The organism is Amycolatopsis thermalba, assembly GCF_023376025.1.
GTDB classification, from domain to species: Bacteria; Actinomycetota; Actinomycetes; order Mycobacteriales; family Pseudonocardiaceae; genus Amycolatopsis_E; species Amycolatopsis_E thermalba.
Window position 1 is genome coordinate 1,568,639 of record NZ_CP091196.1, and the last position, 17,101, is coordinate 1,585,739.

Here is a 17,101-nt window from a genome sequence, read left to right on the forward strand (position 1 = left end):
CGAGGCCTGACATGATCCCTTACGATCCGCGGGTGCGTGTCGCGGACGAACCGGACCACTCGCTCGTCGGCGTCGTCCGGATGCCGGAGCCGGCGGTCAGCCCGATCCGGTCCATCGGCAGACGGGTCCTGTGGGCGCTGGTCGCGCTGGTGGCGGCCGTGTTCATCGTCTACCTGGGGCGGGACGGCTACCGGGACGTCAACGAGGACGGGCTCTCGCTGCTCGACGCGTTCTACTACGCCACGGTGTCGCTCTCGACCACCGGTTACGGTGACATCACCCCGGTCACGAGCACGGCCCGGCTGATCAACGTGCTGGTGATCACGCCGTTGCGGGTGCTGTTCCTGATCGTCCTGGTCGGCACCACGCTCGAGGTGCTGACCGAGCGGTCGCGGCAGGCGCTCCGGATCCAGAAGTGGAGGACCAAGGTGCGGGACCACGTGGTGGTCGTCGGGTTCGGGACCAAGGGCCGGGCCGCGGTCAAGACCCTGCTCGGTGACGAGGCGATCGAGCCGAACAAGATCGTCGTGGTGGACACCGACCAGCAGGCGCTCGACGCGGCCGCCGCGCTGGGCCTGGTCACCGTGCACGGCTCGGCCACCCGGTCGGACGTGCTGCGGGTGGCGGCGGTGCAGCGGGCGCGGGCGGTCGTGGTGGCCGCGGATCGCGACGACTCGGCGGTGCTGGCCACGCTCACCGCGCGGGAACTGGCGCCCAAGGCGCACATCGTGGTGTCGGTGCGCGAGGCGGAGAACGTGCACCTGCTCAAGCAGTCCGGCGCGAACCAGGTGGTGGTGTCGAGCGAGACCGCGGGACGGCTGCTCGGCATGGCGACGTCCACGCCGGTCGTGGTCGACATGTTCGAGGACCTGCTGACCCCGGAGTCCGGGCTGGCGATCGCCGAGCGCCCGGCGGAGAAGTCCGAGGAGGGCGGCTCGCCGCGGCACCTGCCGGACATCGTGCTCGGCGTGGTGCGCGACGGGCAGCTGTACCGGGTGGACTCGCCCGCCGTGGACGCCATCGAACCCGGCGACCGGTTGCTCTACGTGAGGAAAGTGACCCCGGCCGACCGGGTTGAGTGATAGATCTCGGCAGCCCGTCGGCGGCTGTGCTTCACCCGGCGCTTCTGGAAGCATGGTGATCGTGCTGCGCTGGAACACCCTCGCCGTCGCCGTGCTGGTCGGCATCGCCATCGTGACCGCCGTGTGGTGGGCGGGGCCGGGCGTGCTGGGCACCGCGGCCGCGGCGCAGGGCACGGTCGCGCAGGCCACGGTCACCAAGGGTGCCGAGTGCACGGCGCCGAACCCGCAGGAGACGGTGGAGATCACGGTCGACGGCCGGACCCGCACGGGGATCCTGGACGCGTGCGGGCACGACCAGAACGACCGGGTCGACGTCACGGTGCCGGCCTCCGCGGGCGACGGGGAGATCCAGGTGCACCTGGCGGACGTGGTCACCGGCCACGACGACCTGCGCCGCCCGATCGGGCTGGCGCTGCTGGCGCTGAGCTGCCTCGGCGGAGGCACCTACGCATTCCTGATCCACCGCGGCCCGCGCCGCGCGGAGATCCCTGCCGCGAGCTGACCCGGCGCGCCGACGCTGCTGGCCCCACCGGAGGAGGTGAGGCCACATCACCCGCGACACGCGGAGGGCAGCCTTCCCGATGCCACCTGCACCGCGTGGGCGTGACCCGTCGGGCACATCCGGGAAGTGCGCGTCGGCTGGCCCCGGCCGCGGCGCCCGCCCGGAACCGCCCTCAGCGGACCTCCGCCGCCGGGGCCGCGAACGTGTTGCACTTCGCGATCCGGTTGAACTGCGCGCCCGTCCGCCACCACTGCGCGTAGTGCGCGTTGGTGCCGTGGTCGGAGCTGCCGGAGGTGTTGTCGCCGCGGGTGTCCTGGTCTCGCCAGGCCTTGGCGTACATGTCGCGCGTCACGGAGCCGCCCCGGTCGACCACCGCGCCCAGGAACATCCCCGAAAAGCACTGCGCCTGCAGCTCCTTGCGCCGCGACAGCTCCAGCCCGGCCGGGCTGTTCTGCCCGACGGCGTAGATCTGCTGCCACACCGCGTCCATGATCCCGGCGACCTCCTGCACGTGGTGGCCGTACTCGTGCGCGAACAGCGCCAGGTAGACACCCGGGTTGTCGCCGTACTGGTCGGTCTGCAGGCCGCGGAAGGGCACGTACAGGTTGTCGTCGCAGTAGTAGGCCGCCGTCGCCACGCTCACCGCGATCGTGCCGCACGCGGTGGTGAAGTGGGTGCCGGTCGGGAAGTGCAGGGTCGGCGGGGTGAACGGCAGGTGGTAGCGCTCCAGGAACTCGCCCCAGGCCTGGTTGAGGCACTGGTCGGCGGCGGTGAAGAACGCCTCGGCCGACGCCTGGTCGCTGCGCCACTCCGGCAGCTCGCACGCGAAGTTCTGCAGCCCGTCGTCCGGGTTCTGCAGGATCGGGTGGCTCGCCAGCGCAAGGATCTTCTCGCCGTCCACCGAGCTGGTCGCCGCGCCCGCCGCGTTGCCGCCGCTGGCCGCGGTGCTCGTCGGGGCGGCCACGGTCGGCGACGGCGAGTCCGGCCTGTTGCCGACCGCGATGAACACCACCAGCCCCGCGAGCAGCACCACCACGGCGCTCAGCGCGAACGCGGTCACCGGCCGCGAGGAACGACGCTCCGCCCGGTGCCGCGGCGCGGACGAGGGCGGCGGCAACGGTTCCCGGGGCGGCGGAGACGTCATCGGCCGCCAGCATAGTCAGCGCGCGTCCCGCGAGGGAGAGATCACGACTCGGCGGCGGCCGCGTGCCACCCGTGGCCGGTGCCGGACCGCTCTGCGAGAGTGGGCGGCGAAGCGACCCGCAGGAAGTTGGAGAAGACCCGATGAGCGACACCGGAGGCTGGACCGGCCCCGATCCGAAGGACCGGCCGGACGACAAGACGCCTCCCGCCGGGAACCCGATCCCGCCCGCCCCACCGCCGCCCGGCGCGCCCTACCAGCAGCAGGGCTGGGGGCCGCGGCCCGGCTACGGCAAGCCCGGCGTGATCCCGCTGCGCCCGCTGTCGGTCGGCGAGATCCTCGACGGCGCCATCACGACCATGCGCCGCCACCCGGCGCTCGTGTTCGGCTCGTCGGCCGTGGTCGCGGTGATCGGCGCGGTGCTGCAGCTGCTCGCCAGCCGCTACCTGCTGCCGGACTTCCAGACGCTGCAGAACCTCGGCCCCGCGGCCACCGACCAGCAGATCCAGGACGCCGCACTGGAGGCGCTGGGGGACACCGCCGCGGTCCTCGGCGTCTCGGTGATCATCACCGTGCTGACGCAGACCTTCCTGTCCGGCTTCCTGACCGTGGTCATCGGCAAGGCCGTGCTGGGCAGGCCGGTCACGTTCGCCGAGGCCATGGCCGAGGCCCGGCCGCGGTTCCTGCCGCTGCTCGGGGCCACGATCATCTACGTCATCGCGGTCGGCGTCGGCTCGCTGCTGTGCCTGGTCCCGGGCATCTGGCTCTACACCTTGCTCGGCCTCACCACGCCCGCGCTGGTGCTGGAGCGCGCGGGCGTGGGGCAGTCGCTGAAGCGCTCCGCGAGCCTCGTGTCCGGCTCGTGGTGGCGCTGCTTCGGCGTCCTGGTGCTGGCCGGGCTGATCGCCTCCGTGCTGGCGTACCTGATCGACATCCCGTTCAGCCTCGCCGCGGGCGGCACCGACGCGCTGACCGGTGAGGCCGTGCCGTCCGGCTGGGGCGCGCTGCTGATCATCGCCGTGGGACAGGTCATCTCGCAGACCATCGTCGCGCCGTTCGCCGCGAACGCCACCGCCCTGCTCTACATCGACCAGCGCATGCGCAAGGAGGGCATGGACCTCCAGCTGGCGCGGGCGGCGGGCACGGCTTGATCCGGCTCGCCGACGTCCCGGTCGTCGTCGACGCCGACGACGCGCGCCGCGCGGCCGAGGCCGAGCTGTCCGACCCCGCCTACGCGCTGGCGCAGCCGAGCTGGTTCGACCGTGCCATCGGCTGGCTCGCCGAACGCCTCGCCGACCTGTTCACCAGTGCGGCGAACGTGGTGCCGGGCGGCGGGTTCGGGGTGCTCGTGCTGATCGCGGTGCTGGTGCTGGTGATCGTGGTGGTGCGGCTGCGGGTCGGGCCGCTCGCCCGGTCCGCGCGCCGCCCGGGCGTGGTCTTCGCGGACCGCACGCGCACCGCCCAGGACTACCGGGACGCGGCCGAGCAGGCGTTCGCGGCCGGCGACCCCGGTGCCGCGGTGCGCGACCGTTTCCGCGCCGTGGTCCGGGCCCTGGAGGAACGCGGTGTGCTCGACGAACGCGCCGGGCGCACGGCGGACGAGGCCGCGCGCGAAGCCGGCGCACGCCTGCCCGCGGCCCGGGACGCCCTGCGGCAGGGCGCCGAGCTGTTCGACGCCGTGCACTACGGCGGCCGCCCGGCCACCGCCGACGACTACCACCGCCTGGCCGGCCTCGACGAGCTGGTCCGCCGCAGCCGTCCCGAGGTGCCGGCGTGACCAGTGTCGCTCCCGACGCCCGCCGGATCTGGCGGGCGGCCCGCGCTCCAGTGGTGATCGCGGTGATCGTGCTCGTGGGCGCGGTGGTCGTGCTGCTCGGCTCGGCCGGGCAGCAACGCGGGTCGCTCGACCCCGAGTCCGTCCAGCCCGGCGGATCCCGTGCGCTGGCGCGGCTGCTCGACCAGCAGGGCGTGCGGATCGTTCCCGCGCGGACCTACGCCGAGGCCGAAGCCGCGCTGCGAGGCGAAACGACGCTCCTCGTGACCGGTCCGGACCTGGTCGAACCGGGCCGCCTCGCGGCGCTGCGGTCCCGGGCGACGGACGCGGTGCTGGTCGGCCCCGGCGATCCGGTCCTGGACATCCTGGTGCCCGGGGTGGTCGTCAGCGGCGAGGTCGAGCCGTCGGCGCGCGAACCCGGGTGCACGGTCGCCGGCGCGGTCGCCGCGGGCAACGCCGTGCTGGGCGGCTTCACCTACGAGGCGCACGGCCGGGCCCGCGGCTGCTACGACGGCACGCTGCTGCAACTGCCCGGCGACCGCGGCACCACCACGATCCTGGGCGACGGCTCGCCGCTGACCAACGACCGCCTCGACGAGGCGGGCGACGCGGCGCTGACCATGCGCCTGCTCGGCCGCCACGCCACGCTGGTCTGGTACGTGCCCACGCCGGGCGACACCGGCGCCGGGCTCGGGGCGCGGTCGTTCACCGATCTGATCCCGCGCCCGTGGCTGTTCGGCGCGATCCAGCTCGGTGTCGCCGCGGTGTTGTTCGCGCTGTGGCGGGCGCGGCGGCTCGGGCCGGTCGTGACCGAACGGCTGCCGGTCGTCGTGCGCGCCGCCGAAACGACCGAGGGCCGCGCCCGGCTCTACCGCCGCGCGGGCGCGGCCGATCACGCCGCGGCTACGCTGCGGCAGGCGGCGATCGACCGGATGCGGCCGCTGCTCGGCCTCGGCGCGGGGGCGGAACCGGCGGCCGTGGTCGCCGCGGCCGCGGCCCGCACCGGACGGCCCGCCGCGGCCGTCGGGGAGCTTCTGTACGGTCCCGCGCCGGGGGACGACGCCGGTCTGGTCCGCCTCGCCGACGAGCTGGACCGCATCGAGAGGGAGATCAGTTGACCAGCACGGACACCACTTCGGACGCCCGGAACGCGTTGGTCGCGTTGCGCGCCGAGGTCGGGAAGGCGGTGGTCGGCAACGACGCCGCGGTCACCGGGCTCATCATCGCGCTGCTGTGCCGCGGCCACGTGCTCGTCGAGGGCGTGCCGGGGGTGGCGAAGACGCTGCTCGTGCGGGCACTGGCGACGGCGCTGGACCTGGGCACCACGCGCATCCAGTTCACGCCCGACCTGATGCCCGGCGACGTCACCGGCTCGATCGTCTACGACTCGCGCTCGGCCGAGTTCTCCTTCCGCGAGGGCCCGGTGTTCACGAACCTGCTGCTCGCCGACGAGATCAACCGCACCCCGCCGAAGACGCAGTCCGCGCTGCTGGAGGCGATGGAGGAGCGGCAGGTGTCGGTGGACGGGCGGCCGCGGCCGCTGCCGGACCCGTTCATCGTCATCGCCACCCAGAACCCGGTCGAGTACGAGGGCACCTACCCGCTGCCGGAGGCGCAGCTGGACCGGTTCCTGCTCAAGCTCACCGTGCCGCTGCCCGCGCGCGAGGACGAGATCGGCGTGCTGGCCCGGCACGCGCAGGGGTTCGACCCGCGTGACCTGTCCGCGGCCGGGGTGCGTCCCGTCGCGGGCGCGGACCAGCTCGCGGTGGCGCGGGCCGCGGTCGCCGGGGTGACGGTCGGACCGGAGGTGCTCGGCTACATCGTCGACCTGTGCCGCGCCACGCGGGCGATGCCGTCGGTGCGGCTCGGGGTGTCCCCGCGCGGCGCCACCGCGTTGCTCGCCGCGACGCGGGCGTGGGCCTGGCTGTCCGGGCGGGCGTTCGCGACCCCGGACGACGTGAAAGCGCTTGCGCGGCCCGCGCTGCGGCACCGGCTGAACCTGCGGCCGGAGGCCGAGCTGGAGGGCGCGACCGCGGACGGCGTGATCGAACGCGTGCTGGCCACCGTTCCCGTCCCGCGCTGACATGGCGATCACCGGCCGGGCCGGCCTGCTGGCGCTCGTGGGCATCGTCGTGGTGGCGCTCGGGGTGCCGTCGTGGACGGGTGTGCTCGCGGTGCTCGGCGTGATCGCGCTCGGTGTCGTCGTGGATCTGCTGCTCGCGGCTTCGGTGCGGGGGCTGGGGTTCGCGCGGTCCGGGGCGGGCGCGGTGCGGCTCGGCGAGACGGTCGAGGTGACGCTGTCGGTGACCAACCCGGGATCCCGTCCGCTGCGGGGGATGCTGCGGGACGCGTGGCCGCCGAGCGCCGGTGTCGAGCAGGACCGGTTCCGGATCGCGGTGCCGGCGGGGGAGCGGCGGTCGGTCGTGGTGCGGCTGACGCCCGTGCGGCGGGGCGACCGGTCGTCGGCGCGGGTGACCGTGCGCGCGCTGGGACCGCTCGGGCTGGCCGGGCGGCAGGGGTCGCACCGGGTGCCGGGCGGTGTCCGGGTGCTGCCGCCGTTCACCAGCCGCAAGCACCTGCCGTCGCGGCTGGCGCGGCTGCAGCAGCTCGACGGCAGGCAGGCGGCGCTGGTCCGGGGCGAGGGCACGGAGTTCGACTCGCTGCGGGAGTACGTCATCGGCGACGACGTGCGGTCGATCGACTGGCGGGCGTCGGCGCGGGCGGCGGACGTGATGGTGCGCACGTGGCGGCCGGAGCGGGACCGGCGGGTGCTGCTGGTGCTGGACACCGGGCGGACGTCGGCGGGCCGGGTCGGCGACGCGCCGCGCCTGGACGCGGCGATGGACGCGGCGTTGTTGCTGGCGGTGCTGGCGTCGCGGGCGGGGGACCGGGTCGACTTCCTGGCCTACGACCGGCAGGTGCGGGCGGACGTGCGCGGGCTCGCGGCCGCGGAGTTGTTGCCGGGACTGGTGAACGCGATGGCGCCGCTGGAGGCGAGCCTCGTGGAGACCGACGCGCGCGGCATGGTGGCGCAGGTGCTGCGCCGCGCCCGGCGGCGGTCGCTGGTGGTGCTGCTGACCGGGCTGGACGCGGCGCCGCTGGAGGAGGGTTTGCTGCCGGTGCTGCCGTCCGTGGTGGGGCGGCACCAGCTGCTGGTGGCCGGCGTGACGGACCCGGGGGTGGCCGCGATGGCCCGTGCCCGCGGCGACGCGGAGGCGGTCTACGAGGCGGCGGCGGCCGAGCGGACCCTGGCGGAGCGGCGGCACGTGACTGGTCTGCTGGCGCAGCGCGGGGTCGAGGTGGTGGACGCGGTGCCGGACGAGCTGGCACCCGCGCTGGCCGACCGGTACCTGGCGCTGAAGGCCGCCGGCCGGTTGTGACGGCGGTTCGCGCGGAGACACCCGCACAACCGCAGAACTCACCGCCCGGAGCGCAGAACTCACCGCCCGGAGCGCAGAACTCGCCCGCGCGAACGTGGGACTCGCGCCCACCGCGAGTCCCACGTTCCGGCGCGTGAGTTCCACGTTCCGGCGCGTGAGTCCCACGTTCCGGCGCGCGAGTTCCACGTTCCGGCGCGTGAGTTCCGCGCTCAGTCGGTGGCGATCACCATGAACAGGCGGGTGCTGAGGCGCTGCATCAGCTCCTCCGGCACCTCGCCGACCTGGCGCGTCAGCGACTCCTTCGGCACATGGTCCAGCCACGTGTACCGCACCCAGCCGCCCGCGCCGGTGGCCACGCTCAGCGGCACGGCGTGCTCGATGACCTCCATCGTCACCACGTGCTCGTCGTCGATGTCGTTCAGCATGTTGCCCGAGAAGACCAGCACCCGCCGCGAGCCGCCGGACACCGTCCAGATCTGGCCCCTACGCGGCCGAAGAGCCACGGGCACGCCATTCGTCCGCGGCGGCGCGCACCTGCTCGGGGTGCTCGGCGTTCCACCGCGCCTGCTGCTCGCACAGCTGCCGGTACGCCTCGCGCTCGACGGCAGCCCGGACCCACTCGCCCACGGACTGCCCCGCCGCCTCGGCGAGGGCCGTCACCTGCGCGTACGTGTCATCGGAAAGCTCCAGCCGCATGCCTGCCACCATAAGACCCGGTACCGACGATCCCGGGCAGCGGCGTGTCACCCGGCCTCGGGCAACAGGTCGCCGCGCTCCCGCACGCCGGTGTCCCCGGTGACCCCGGCCCGCACGGCCCGCCGCCCGAGGACGAACACGTACACCAGGAACAGGACCTCGGCGGCCACCCCGATCGCGATCCGCCCCCACGTCGGCAGCCCGGAGGGCGTCACGAACGCCTCGATCACGCCCGACACGAACAACACGCACGCCAGCCCGAGCGCCATCCCCGCGGCCGCCCGGCCCTCCTGCGCGAGCGCCGCCGCGCGGGACCGCCGTCCCGGGTTGACGACCGTCCACCCCAGACGGAGGCCGGTGCCCGCGGCGACGAACACCGCGGTCAGCTCCAGCAGCCCGTGCGGGGTGATCAGGCCGAAGAAGACGTCCAGCCGCCCGGCCGCGGCCATGAACCCGGCCGACAGCCCGACGTTGAGCACGTTCTGCCACAGCGCGACCAGCACCGGGATCCCCAGCAGCACCCCGAAGAACAGGCACACCGCCGCGACCCAGGCGTTGTTCGTCCACACCTGCGCGGCGAACGAGGCGGCCGGGTTGCTGGAGTAGTACGTCTCGAACTGGCCGCCCGGCTCGGTGAGCGCGCGGATCTCCTCCGGCGCGGCGATGCTCGCCTGCACCTGCGGGTCGGACGCGATCCACGCGCCGATCAGCCCGCCCACCAGGATCGACACCAGCGCGGTCGGCAGCCACCAGCGGACCGTCGTGTAGACGGCGGCGGGGAAGCGCTGCGCGAAGAACAGCCCGACCTCGCGCCAGGCCGGCGTGTGCGAGCCGGTGACGGCCGAGCGGGCGCGCGTGACCAGCGACGACAGCCAGGACAGCAGGGCCGGGTCCGGCGCCGAGGACCGCACCACGGACAGGTGCGTCGCGGCACGCTGGTACAGGGTGACCAGTTCGTCGGCCTCCGGGCCGGTCAGCCTGCGGGCGGCCAGCAGCTGGTCCAGCCGGGCCCATTCGGCGCGGTGGGCCGCGACGAACAGGTCCACGTCCATGGGGGCAGATTACAGTGAGCGCGTGACAGGCGAACCCGATCTGGTGACCGGCGAGGCCGTGGTGCTGGAGCTGCCGATCGCGCAGCTCGCCAGCCGGGCCGCGGCGTTCGCGATCGACGTGGCGGTCCAGGCCGCCGCGCTCGTGCTCTTCATGCTGGCCCTGTCCGTGTCCGGCGTGACCGACGAGGCGCTGTTCGCCGCGCTGGCGCTGAGTTTCTTCGTGCTCGTGCGGGTCGGGTACTCGGTGCTGTTCGAGACGCTCAGCCGCGGCCGCACGCTCGGCAAGATGGCGCTGGGACTGCGCGTGGTGCGCGACGACGGTGGCCCGATCCGCTTCCGGCAGGCCCTGACGCGGGCACTGGCCGGCGCGATCGTCGACTTCGGACCGGTGCTGGCGTGGAGCGCGGTGGCGTTGTTCGTGTCGCTGTTCTCGCCGCGGTCCAAGCGGGTCGGCGACTACCTGGCGGGCACGGTGGTGATCCGGGAACGCGCGGCGCGGACGGTGGCGCCGAACATCGCGATGCCGCCCGCGCTGGCCGGCTGGGCGGCGCAGCTCGACCTGACGGGGCTGAGCGACGAGCTGGCGCTGATGGCGCGGCAGTACCTGGCGAGGTACGCCGAGCTGAGCGACCGGGCGCGGGAGCCGTTGGGCCACCAGCTGGCCCAGGACGTCGCGGTGCGCATCGGGACGCCGCCGCCGTGGGGCGTGCCGCCGTGGGCGTACCTGCAGGCGGTACTCGCGGAGCGGCGGCGCCGGGCCGGTGGGTACGCCGGAACGCCCGGCTGGACGCCGGTGACGCAGCAGCCGTTGGCGCCGCCTGCCACGCCGTCGGCGGCGGCGCCGGGCGAGCTGCCCGCCGCCACGCCGTCGGCCGCGCCGTTGCCGGCGGCGCCGGGCGAGCCGACGCCGCCGCGCGGGTTCGCGCCGCCGAGTTGAACTTCCGGCGGGGCTGGGCGTGGTGGGGGCCGCGCGTTGGTGGTGGGGCCGGGGAGTCGATGCCGCCGCGCGGGTTTGCGCCGCTGAGTTGATCTTTCGGCGGGGGGCTGGATCCCGGTGACGCAGCAGCCATTGGCGCTGCCTGCCACGCCGGCGGCCGCCGGGCCGGGGGAGCCGACGAGTTGATCTTCCGGCCGGACCCGCCCCCGCCGTCTGGATCAGGCCGCCGAGGCCAGTCGTCCGCCGCCGTCGACTCGGAGGACCACTCCGGTCGTGTAGGTGTTCTCCGTCAGGAACGCAATTGCCGAGGCGATGTCGTCCGGCGTGCCCACCCGGCGGGCCGGCAGCCCGGCCGCGATGGCCTCGAACGTCGCCGCCTTGGTACCGGCGTCCAGAAAGTCCCACCACGCCGTGTCGACCACCCCGGGCGACACCGCGTTGACCCGCACCGGCGCCAGCTCCACCGCCAGCACCGGCACCATCGCCTCGATCCCGGCGTTCACCGCCGCCAGCGCGGCCGTCCCCGGCATCGCCGCCCCGGCCGACGCCGCCGTCACGAACGTCAGCGAACCCCGCAGCACCGGCAGCGCCGCGCGCGCCGCGGCGGTGTGCGGCACCAGCTTCCCGTCCACGCCCTCGCGCAGGCCGTCCATCGTCAGCTCGGCGAACGCCGTCGTCCCGGGCGCCCCGGTGACGGTGACGACCAGGTGGTCCACCGGCCCGGTCGACCCGAAGAACGCCTGCAGCGCCGCGTGATCCCGCGCGTCCACGACCTCGCCCCGCGCGTCGCCCAGCTTCGCCAGCGCGGCGTCGAGCTTCCCGGCGTCGCGCCCGGTCACGATCACCTCCCGGCCGCTGTCGAGCATCCGGTGCGCGGTCGCCAGCCCGATGCCGGAGGTGCCACCCAGGATCACGACTCGTTCGGTCACGATCTCTCTCCTCAATTTCGAGACACTATGCGCCGAAAACATATCCGAGGCAAGGTGTCTTGTAAAGTGCCGCGCATGAGAGGACGCCCCCGCAGCGAAGAGGCCCGGCGCGCGATCCTGGACACCGCCCTGCGCATCTGCCACCGGGACGGCTACCAGCAGGTCACGATCAAGGCGATCGCCGACGAGGCAGGCGTCGGACGGCAGACCGTCTACCGCTGGTGGCCCGACCGCGCCCAGGTCCTCCTCGACGCCCTCATCGACCTGCGCACCCGCGAGCCCGGCCTCGACCGGAACACCGGCGACACGCTGCGCGACGTCGAGCGGGTGCTGGTGCGCACCTTCGAACTCACCCACGAGATCACCGGCCCGGCCCTGATCGGCCTGATGGCCGACGCCCAGACCGACGACGACCTGTCCGCCCGCCTGCAGGGCACCGTCATCGGCCCCCGGCGCGACGCCCTGCGCGAGATCCTCCGGCGCGGCGTGGAGTCGGGCGAACTCGCCGAGAACGTCCCGCTCCCGCTCGTCGTCGACTTCGCGTTCGGCACGATGTGGTACCGCCTGCTCAGCCGCCACGCCCCGGTGGACGACCGGCTCGCCGCCGACATCACCGCCGCGATCGCGCGCCTGCTCGCCCGCTAACCTGCGCGGGTGCGATGGCTGTGCGCCGCCCTCCTGCTGATGACACCGCCGCTGCCGGCCCTGCCGAACAGCGCCGAGGTCGAGATGCGGCTCCAGCCCGACGGCTCGCTGTCGGTCGTCGAGGCGATCGACACCGGCGCCCGCACCACCCGCACCATCCCGCTGCGCACGCCGGCCGGAGGCGACCGCGACCGGGTCTACACGCTGCGTGACCTGAGCATCGAGGGCTCCGGCTCGGCCGAGCGGCGCGACGAGGCCGTCACCCTCCGCCTGAACCCCGGCACCTCGATCATCCGGTACACAGTGGACGGTGCCGTCCGGGACGCGGGTGACCGGCTCGAGGTGACCTGGACCCTGGACGGCTGGGACACCGCCCGCACCCTCGTCCGCGCGAGCTTCGCCGCGCCGCGCATCGCGATCGGCGTCCGCTGCACCGGGTGCGCCGCCGCCCAGAACGACCAGACCGGCCTGACCCGCTTCTCCGGTCAGCGCCTGGAGCCGGGCCAGACGCTGGACATCGCGGTCGATCTCCCGCCGGGCACGGTCCCGGCCAACGCCCGCCTGCTGCCCGCGAAGACCCTGGCCGGCGCGTTCGTCCTCACCGCACCCGTCGCCTGGGCGTGGGTCGCCTTCGGGCTCCTGCTCCTCGCCGGGGCGGTGTCGCTCGCGCTCGCCCGCCGTGCCCGCGCGCCGCTGCCCGCCGGGTTCACCGCCGAGCCGTTCGCGACCCCGGACGGCGTCCTGCCCGGGCACATCGCCTTGCTCCGCAACGAGAACCCGGCGGACGTCACCGCCGTCGACCTCGCGGTCCGCGGCTACCTCGGGCCGGACGCCGCACCGGTCCACCCGCCCGACGACCGGCTCACCGCGTTCGAGCGCCGCGTCCTGGCCGGCGAGGATCCCGGGCCAGCCCTGACCGCCGACGCGATCCGCCGCGGCTGGCTCCGCCCGCCCGGCCGCGCACGCCGCGCCGGCATCCGGATCGCCTGCTACGGGCTGTTCCTGACGATCGTGCTCGCGCTGACCACCGGGTACGCGCAACTCGGCGTGATCCTCACCCTCGCCGGGCTCGCCCTGGCGCTCGGCGCGCGGTTCCTCCCCGCGCTCACCCGGCGCGGCCGCACGCTGGACCGCCGCCTGCGCGACCCGGCCGAACTGCCCGCCGGTGAGCGGTTCGTCCCCTACGCGCTCGCCCTCGGACGGCCGGTGCCGGACACCGCGTTCGCTCTCGGTGAATTCCTCGCCGCCCTGCAGGACCGTCGGCGGACCCCGGCCCCGTGATGGCCGTATGGTGGGGCCCATGGCCGAGACCTCCCGCTTCACCCTGCACAACGGCCTGCGCGTAGTGCTCGCGCCGGACCCGACCGCCCCGGTGGTCGGCGTCGCCGTGCACTACGACGTGGGCTTCCGCTCCGAGCCGGAAGGGCGCACCGGGTTCGCCCACCTGTTCGAGCACCTGATGTTCCAGGGCAGCGAAAGCCTGGAGAAGCTCGCGCACTTCAAGCTCGTGCAGTCCAGCGGCGGCACCTTCAACGGGTCGACCCACCCGGACTACACCGACTACTACGAGGTCCTGCCCTCGGCGGCGCTGGAGCGCGCGCTGTTCCTCGAGGCCGACCGCATGCGCGCGCCGAAGCTGACGCGGGAGAACCTCGCCAACCAGATCGACGTGGTCAAGGAGGAGATCCGCCTCAACGTGCTGAACCGGCCCTACGGCGGGTTCCCGTGGATCCTCCTGCCGCCGGTGCTGTACTCGACGTTCCCCAACGCGCACAACGGCTACGGCGACTTCACCGACCTGGAGCAGGCCAGCCTGGACGACTGCGCGGCTTTCTTCGACACCTACTACTCGCCGGCCAACGCGGTGCTCACCGTCGCCGGTGACGTCGAGCCGGACCGGGCCCGCGAGCTGATCGAGAAGCACTTCGGCGACGTGCCGCACCGCCCGGCGCCGCCGAAGCGCTCGTTCGCCGAGCCGCCGCCGTCCGGTGAGGTCCGCGGCCACCACACCGACCCGCACGCGCCGCTGCCCGCGCTCGCCGTCGGGTACCGGTTGCCGGACCCGGTCGGCGAGCTGGACGCCTACCTCGCCAACCTGGTGCTGGCCGGGGTGCTGACCGACGGCGACGGCTCCCGGCTGCAGCAGCGGCTGGTGCACCGCGAACCGCTGGTCACCGACATCGGCGCGGGCGCCGGCCTGTTCGGCCCGTTCGAGGCGCGCGACCCGGACACCTTCTCGATCACCGCCATCCACTCGCCGGACGTCTCCGCGGAGCGGGTGCTGACCGCGATCGACGAGGAGCTGGAGAAGCTGGCGGCCACGCCGCCGGACGCCCAGGAACTGGCCAAGGTGACCGCGCGCTGGAGCGCGAGCCTGCACGCCGAGCACGACCGGCTGATGTCCCGGACGCTGTCGCTCGGCGCGTTCGAACTGCTCTACGGGGACCCGACGCTGGTGTCCCGGCTGCCGGACCGCATGGCGGCCGTCACCAGCGAGGACGTGGCCGCTGCCGCCAAGGCGCTGCGGCCCGACTCGCGCGCGGTCCTGCTCGTCGAGCCCGAAGGGGGAGCGAAGTGACAACCGCCGGACACCGCAGCGCCGAGGAGATCGGCCGCACCGCCACCGGGCCGCGCCCGGTCCCGGAGCTGGGTGCGCAGAAGGCCGCCGCGGACCTGTCCCATGTGGACACCGTGCTGCCCAGCGGCCTGCGCCTGCTCGCGGTCCGCAAGCCGACCGTGCCGCTGGTGGAGCTGCGCCTGCGGATCCCGTTCGGCGGCACCGCGCCGCTGCACGCGGCCACCGCGGAGGTGCTCGCCGAGACGATGCTCACCGGCACCGCCCGGCGCGACCGCATCGAGATCGACACCGAGCTGGCGCTGATCGGCGGCGAGCTGGACACCGTGGTCGACCCGGAGCGGCTGACCATCTCCGGCAACGGCCTGGCCGCCGGCCTGCCGACGCTGCTGGACGTGCTCGCCGACGCGCTCACCGCGGCGTCCTATGTGGACGACGAGGTGGCGCGCGAGTCGGCGCGGCTGGTCGAGCGGCTGGCCGTGTCCCGCACGCAGCCGCGGGTGATCGCCCGCGAGGCGCTGCTCAGGCACGTCTACGGCGACCACCCGGCGACCCGGGAGGTCCCGCAGGCCGCCGATGTCGAGCAGGTCACGCCCGAGGCCGTCCGCGCGCTGCACACCGCCGCGGTGCTGCCGCGTGGTTCGGTGCTGGTGATCGTCGGCGACATCGACCCGGAGAAGATCGCCGGGGACGTCGAGCGCGTGCTGGGCGGCTGGTCGTCGGAGGCGTCCGCGGTGGCGATGCCCGGCCTGCCCGAGGTGACCGGCGGTGACCTGCTGCTGGTGCCGCGGGCCGGGGCGGTGCAGTCGCAGATCCGGCTCATCGCGGAGTCCCTGCCGCGCACCGACCCGCGCTACGCCGCGCTGCAGCTGGCGAACCTGACCTACGGTGGCTACTTCTCCTCGCGGCTGGTGGAGAACATCCGCGAGGACAAGGGTTACACCTACAGCGCGCACTCCGGGTTCGAGTTCACCGGCGCCACCGCGACGGTCGGGGTCGACGCGGACACCGCGAACGAGGTCACCGCGGCCGCGCTGCTGGAGACCCGCTACGAGCTGGGCAGGCTGACGGTCGTGCCGCCGACGGCCGAGGAGGTCGAGTCGGTGCGCCAGTACGCCGTCGGCTCGCTGCTCACCGCGACGTCCTCGCAGGCCGGGCTGGCCAGCCAGCTCGCCGCGCTGACCGCGGCCGGCCTGGGCACGGAGTGGCTGGCCGAGCACCCCGAGCGGGTCGCCGCGGTCACCGTCGACGAGGTCGCGCAGGCCGCGCTGGACTTCTTCGCCCCGACCCGGTTCACCGGCGTCGTGGTGGGTGACGCCGAGACGCTCGCGCCGCAGCTGACCGCGCTCGGCGGCGTCGTCGTGGGGGAGCCCGGGAAGTGACCGTCGCACCGTTCACCCTGGGCCGCCTGCCGACCCTGTCCCGGTCCACTGTGGACCGTCAGGAGATGTTGCGGACCAACCCCGAGCGCCTGCGCACCCGCTGGCCGGACGCGCAGGTGATGCTGCTGGACCAGCAGTTGCGGACGCCGGTGCGCGAGGGGGAGGCGGTGCTGGCGACTCGCAAGGCCCTGGCCTTCGGCGAGGAGCCGCCCGCCGACGCGGTGTTCCTGGGCGAGTGGCAGGGCGTCGACTACTGGGCGCTGCCGGGTGAGCCGGAGGGCGAACCGGAGATCGTCGGGATGCCGGGCAGCTGGGGCGTGCCCGAAGAGGTGCCGCGGGCCGGCGGCGAGCTGTGGGTGACGCTGCGGGCGTACGGCGACCAGCTGGACGACACGGCGGCGGGGCTGTTCACCACGGCGCAGGCGCTGCGGGTGTGGCACCGGCAGGCGCGGTTCTGCGTGCGCGACGGCAGCCCGACGCGGCTGGTGCAGTTCGGGTGGGCGTCGCAGTGCGAGGCGTGCGGCCGCGAGGAGTACCCGCGCACCGACCCGGCGGTGATCTGCCTGGTGCACGACGAGGAGGGCGTCAACGGCGAGCACGTGCTGCTGGCGCGGCAGCCGGTGTGGCCGCCCGGGCGGTACTCGGTGCTGGCCGGGTTCGTCGAGGCCGGTGAGTCGCTCGAAGGCTGTTGCGTGCGGGAGATCCGCGAGGAGGTCGGCGCCGAGGTCCACGACGTGCGCTACCTGGGCAGCCAGCCGTGGCCGTTCCCGCGCTCGATCATGCTCGGCTTCACCGCGAAGGCCGACCCGTCCCGCCCGCTGGTTCCCGCCGACGGCGAGATCGAGGCCGCGCTGTGGGTGCCGCGCGCCGAGGTGCGCGCGGCGTTCGAGGCGAAGGGCGAGCCGGTCCCGATCCTGGACGGGGCGAGCGAGCTGATCCTGCCGGGGAACTCGTCGATCGCGCGCGTGATGCTGGAGGCCTGGGCGTACGCGGACCGCGGCTGAGC

At 74.4% G+C, this 17,101-nt stretch carries 18 protein-coding genes; 13 read left to right on the forward strand and 5 right to left on the reverse strand.

Annotated features, from left to right (window positions below):
* The first annotated feature begins 11 nt into the window (after window positions 1-11).
* A complete protein-coding gene (locus L1857_RS07700; protein ID WP_094006809.1) occupies window positions 12-1,082 on the forward strand; it encodes a potassium channel family protein in 1,071 nt (356 codons plus the stop codon).
* Between the two features lie 52 nt (window positions 1,083-1,134).
* Window positions 1,135-1,584: a hypothetical protein gene (locus tag L1857_RS07705; RefSeq protein WP_094006808.1), complete on the forward strand. Its 450-nt coding sequence runs from the start codon at window positions 1,135-1,137 to the stop codon at window positions 1,582-1,584.
* 172 nt (window positions 1,585-1,756) lie between these two features.
* On the opposite strand, the gene L1857_RS07710 is transcribed toward L1857_RS07705, so the two are convergent.
* Entirely contained in the window at window positions 1,757-2,728 is a 972-nt protein-coding gene (locus tag L1857_RS07710; RefSeq protein WP_249464718.1) for a neutral zinc metallopeptidase, read from the reverse strand.
* Between the two features lie 140 nt (window positions 2,729-2,868).
* On the opposite strand from L1857_RS07710, the gene L1857_RS07715 reads away from it, so the two are divergent.
* Genes L1857_RS07715 through L1857_RS07735 form a run of 5 tightly spaced genes read left to right on the forward strand, consistent with a single transcriptional unit; the run spans window position 2,869 to window position 7,879 of the window.
* Window positions 2,869-3,876, forward strand: coding sequence for a DUF7847 domain-containing protein (locus L1857_RS07715; protein WP_094006807.1), 1,008 nt, complete (start codon window positions 2,869-2,871; stop codon window positions 3,874-3,876).
* Window positions 3,873-4,502, forward strand: coding sequence for a DUF4129 domain-containing protein (locus L1857_RS07720; RefSeq protein ID WP_094006806.1), 630 nt, complete (start codon window positions 3,873-3,875; stop codon window positions 4,500-4,502). The genes L1857_RS07715 and L1857_RS07720 overlap by 4 nt, the downstream gene beginning before the upstream one ends.
* Window positions 4,499-5,617: a DUF4350 domain-containing protein gene (locus tag L1857_RS07725; RefSeq protein ID WP_249464721.1), complete on the forward strand. Its 1,119-nt coding sequence runs from the start codon at window positions 4,499-4,501 to the stop codon at window positions 5,615-5,617. The genes L1857_RS07720 and L1857_RS07725 overlap by 4 nt, the downstream gene beginning before the upstream one ends.
* Window positions 5,614-6,582: an AAA family ATPase gene (locus tag L1857_RS07730; protein ID WP_094006804.1), complete on the forward strand. Its 969-nt coding sequence runs from the start codon at window positions 5,614-5,616 to the stop codon at window positions 6,580-6,582. Before L1857_RS07725 ends, L1857_RS07730 begins: the two co-directional genes overlap by 4 nt.
* Window position 6,583: 1 nt before the next feature.
* Window positions 6,584-7,879, forward strand: a complete 1,296-nt coding sequence (locus L1857_RS07735; RefSeq protein ID WP_249464723.1) for a DUF58 domain-containing protein — start codon at window positions 6,584-6,586, stop codon at window positions 7,877-7,879.
* A gap of 209 nt (window positions 7,880-8,088) precedes the next feature.
* Here L1857_RS07735 and L1857_RS07740 read toward each other — a convergent pair whose 3' ends face one another.
* From L1857_RS07740 to L1857_RS07750, 3 genes are read right to left on the reverse strand one after another with little or no spacing between them, the layout of a single operon-like run.
* Complete coding sequence (locus tag L1857_RS07740; RefSeq protein WP_233157372.1) at window positions 8,089-8,382, reverse strand: hypothetical protein; 294 nt, start codon at window positions 8,380-8,382, stop codon at window positions 8,089-8,091.
* Window positions 8,363-8,575: a ribbon-helix-helix protein, CopG family gene (locus L1857_RS07745; protein WP_233157371.1), complete on the reverse strand. Its 213-nt coding sequence runs from the start codon at window positions 8,573-8,575 to the stop codon at window positions 8,363-8,365. The genes L1857_RS07740 and L1857_RS07745 overlap by 20 nt, the downstream gene beginning before the upstream one ends.
* A gap of 47 nt (window positions 8,576-8,622) precedes the next feature.
* Window positions 8,623-9,627, reverse strand: coding sequence for a stage II sporulation protein M (locus tag L1857_RS07750; protein WP_094006800.1), 1,005 nt, complete (start codon window positions 9,625-9,627; stop codon window positions 8,623-8,625).
* Between the two features lie 22 nt (window positions 9,628-9,649).
* On the opposite strand from L1857_RS07750, the gene L1857_RS07755 reads away from it, so the two are divergent.
* Entirely contained in the window at window positions 9,650-10,564 is a 915-nt protein-coding gene (locus L1857_RS07755; protein WP_233157370.1) for an RDD family protein, read from the forward strand.
* Window positions 10,565-10,782: 218 nt separating this feature from the next.
* Here L1857_RS07755 and L1857_RS07760 read toward each other — a convergent pair whose 3' ends face one another.
* Window positions 10,783-11,493, reverse strand: a complete 711-nt coding sequence (locus L1857_RS07760) for an SDR family oxidoreductase (protein WP_198958291.1) — start codon at window positions 11,491-11,493, stop codon at window positions 10,783-10,785.
* A gap of 75 nt (window positions 11,494-11,568) precedes the next feature.
* On the opposite strand from L1857_RS07760, the gene L1857_RS07765 reads away from it, so the two are divergent.
* Genes L1857_RS07765 through nudC form a run of 5 tightly spaced genes read left to right on the forward strand, consistent with a single transcriptional unit; the run spans window position 11,569 to window position 17,099 of the window.
* Window positions 11,569-12,138, forward strand: a complete 570-nt coding sequence (locus tag L1857_RS07765) for a TetR/AcrR family transcriptional regulator (protein ID WP_094006798.1) — start codon at window positions 11,569-11,571, stop codon at window positions 12,136-12,138.
* Window positions 12,139-12,147: 9 nt separating this feature from the next.
* Window positions 12,148-13,419 carry a DUF2207 domain-containing protein gene (locus tag L1857_RS07770; RefSeq protein WP_249464725.1) on the forward strand — a complete coding sequence of 424 codons (1,272 nt, stop codon included), beginning with the start codon at window positions 12,148-12,150 and terminating at the stop codon, window positions 13,417-13,419.
* A gap of 19 nt (window positions 13,420-13,438) precedes the next feature.
* Window positions 13,439-14,716 (forward strand): M16 family metallopeptidase, encoded by a 1,278-nt coding sequence (locus tag L1857_RS07775; protein ID WP_249464728.1) that lies wholly within the window; start codon window positions 13,439-13,441, stop codon window positions 14,714-14,716.
* On the forward strand, window positions 14,713-16,095 hold the full coding sequence (locus L1857_RS07780; RefSeq protein ID WP_116111499.1) for a M16 family metallopeptidase: 1,383 nt from the start codon (window positions 14,713-14,715) through the stop codon (window positions 16,093-16,095). The genes L1857_RS07775 and L1857_RS07780 overlap by 4 nt, the downstream gene beginning before the upstream one ends.
* Window positions 16,092-17,099 (forward strand): NAD(+) diphosphatase, encoded by a 1,008-nt coding sequence (gene nudC, locus L1857_RS07785; protein ID WP_116111498.1) that lies wholly within the window; start codon window positions 16,092-16,094, stop codon window positions 17,097-17,099. Before L1857_RS07780 ends, nudC begins: the two co-directional genes overlap by 4 nt.
* Window positions 17,100-17,101 lie beyond the last annotated feature (2 nt).

Bases quoted from the DNA above. Each gene is read 5' to 3' on its own strand.
- L1857_RS07710 (WP_249464718.1), bottom strand. From the start codon at position 2,728: ATGACGTCTCCGCCGCCCCGGGAACCGTTGCCGCCGCCCTCGTCCGCG.
- L1857_RS07735 (WP_249464723.1), top strand. From the start codon at position 6,584: ATGGCGATCACCGGCCGGGCCGGCCTGCTGGCGCTCGTGGGCATCGTC.
- L1857_RS07750 (WP_094006800.1), bottom strand. From the start codon at position 9,627: ATGGACGTGGACCTGTTCGTCGCGGCCCACCGCGCCGAATGGGCCCGG.
- L1857_RS07745 (WP_233157371.1), bottom strand. From the start codon at position 8,575: ATGCGGCTGGAGCTTTCCGATGACACGTACGCGCAGGTGACGGCCCTC.
- L1857_RS07775 (WP_249464728.1), top strand. From the start codon at position 13,439: ATGGCCGAGACCTCCCGCTTCACCCTGCACAACGGCCTGCGCGTAGTG.
- L1857_RS07700 (WP_094006809.1), top strand. From the start codon at position 12: ATGATCCCTTACGATCCGCGGGTGCGTGTCGCGGACGAACCGGACCAC.
- L1857_RS07715 (WP_094006807.1), top strand. From the start codon at position 2,869: ATGAGCGACACCGGAGGCTGGACCGGCCCCGATCCGAAGGACCGGCCG.
- L1857_RS07765 (WP_094006798.1), top strand. From the start codon at position 11,569: ATGAGAGGACGCCCCCGCAGCGAAGAGGCCCGGCGCGCGATCCTGGAC.
- L1857_RS07705 (WP_094006808.1), top strand. From the start codon at position 1,135: ATGGTGATCGTGCTGCGCTGGAACACCCTCGCCGTCGCCGTGCTGGTC.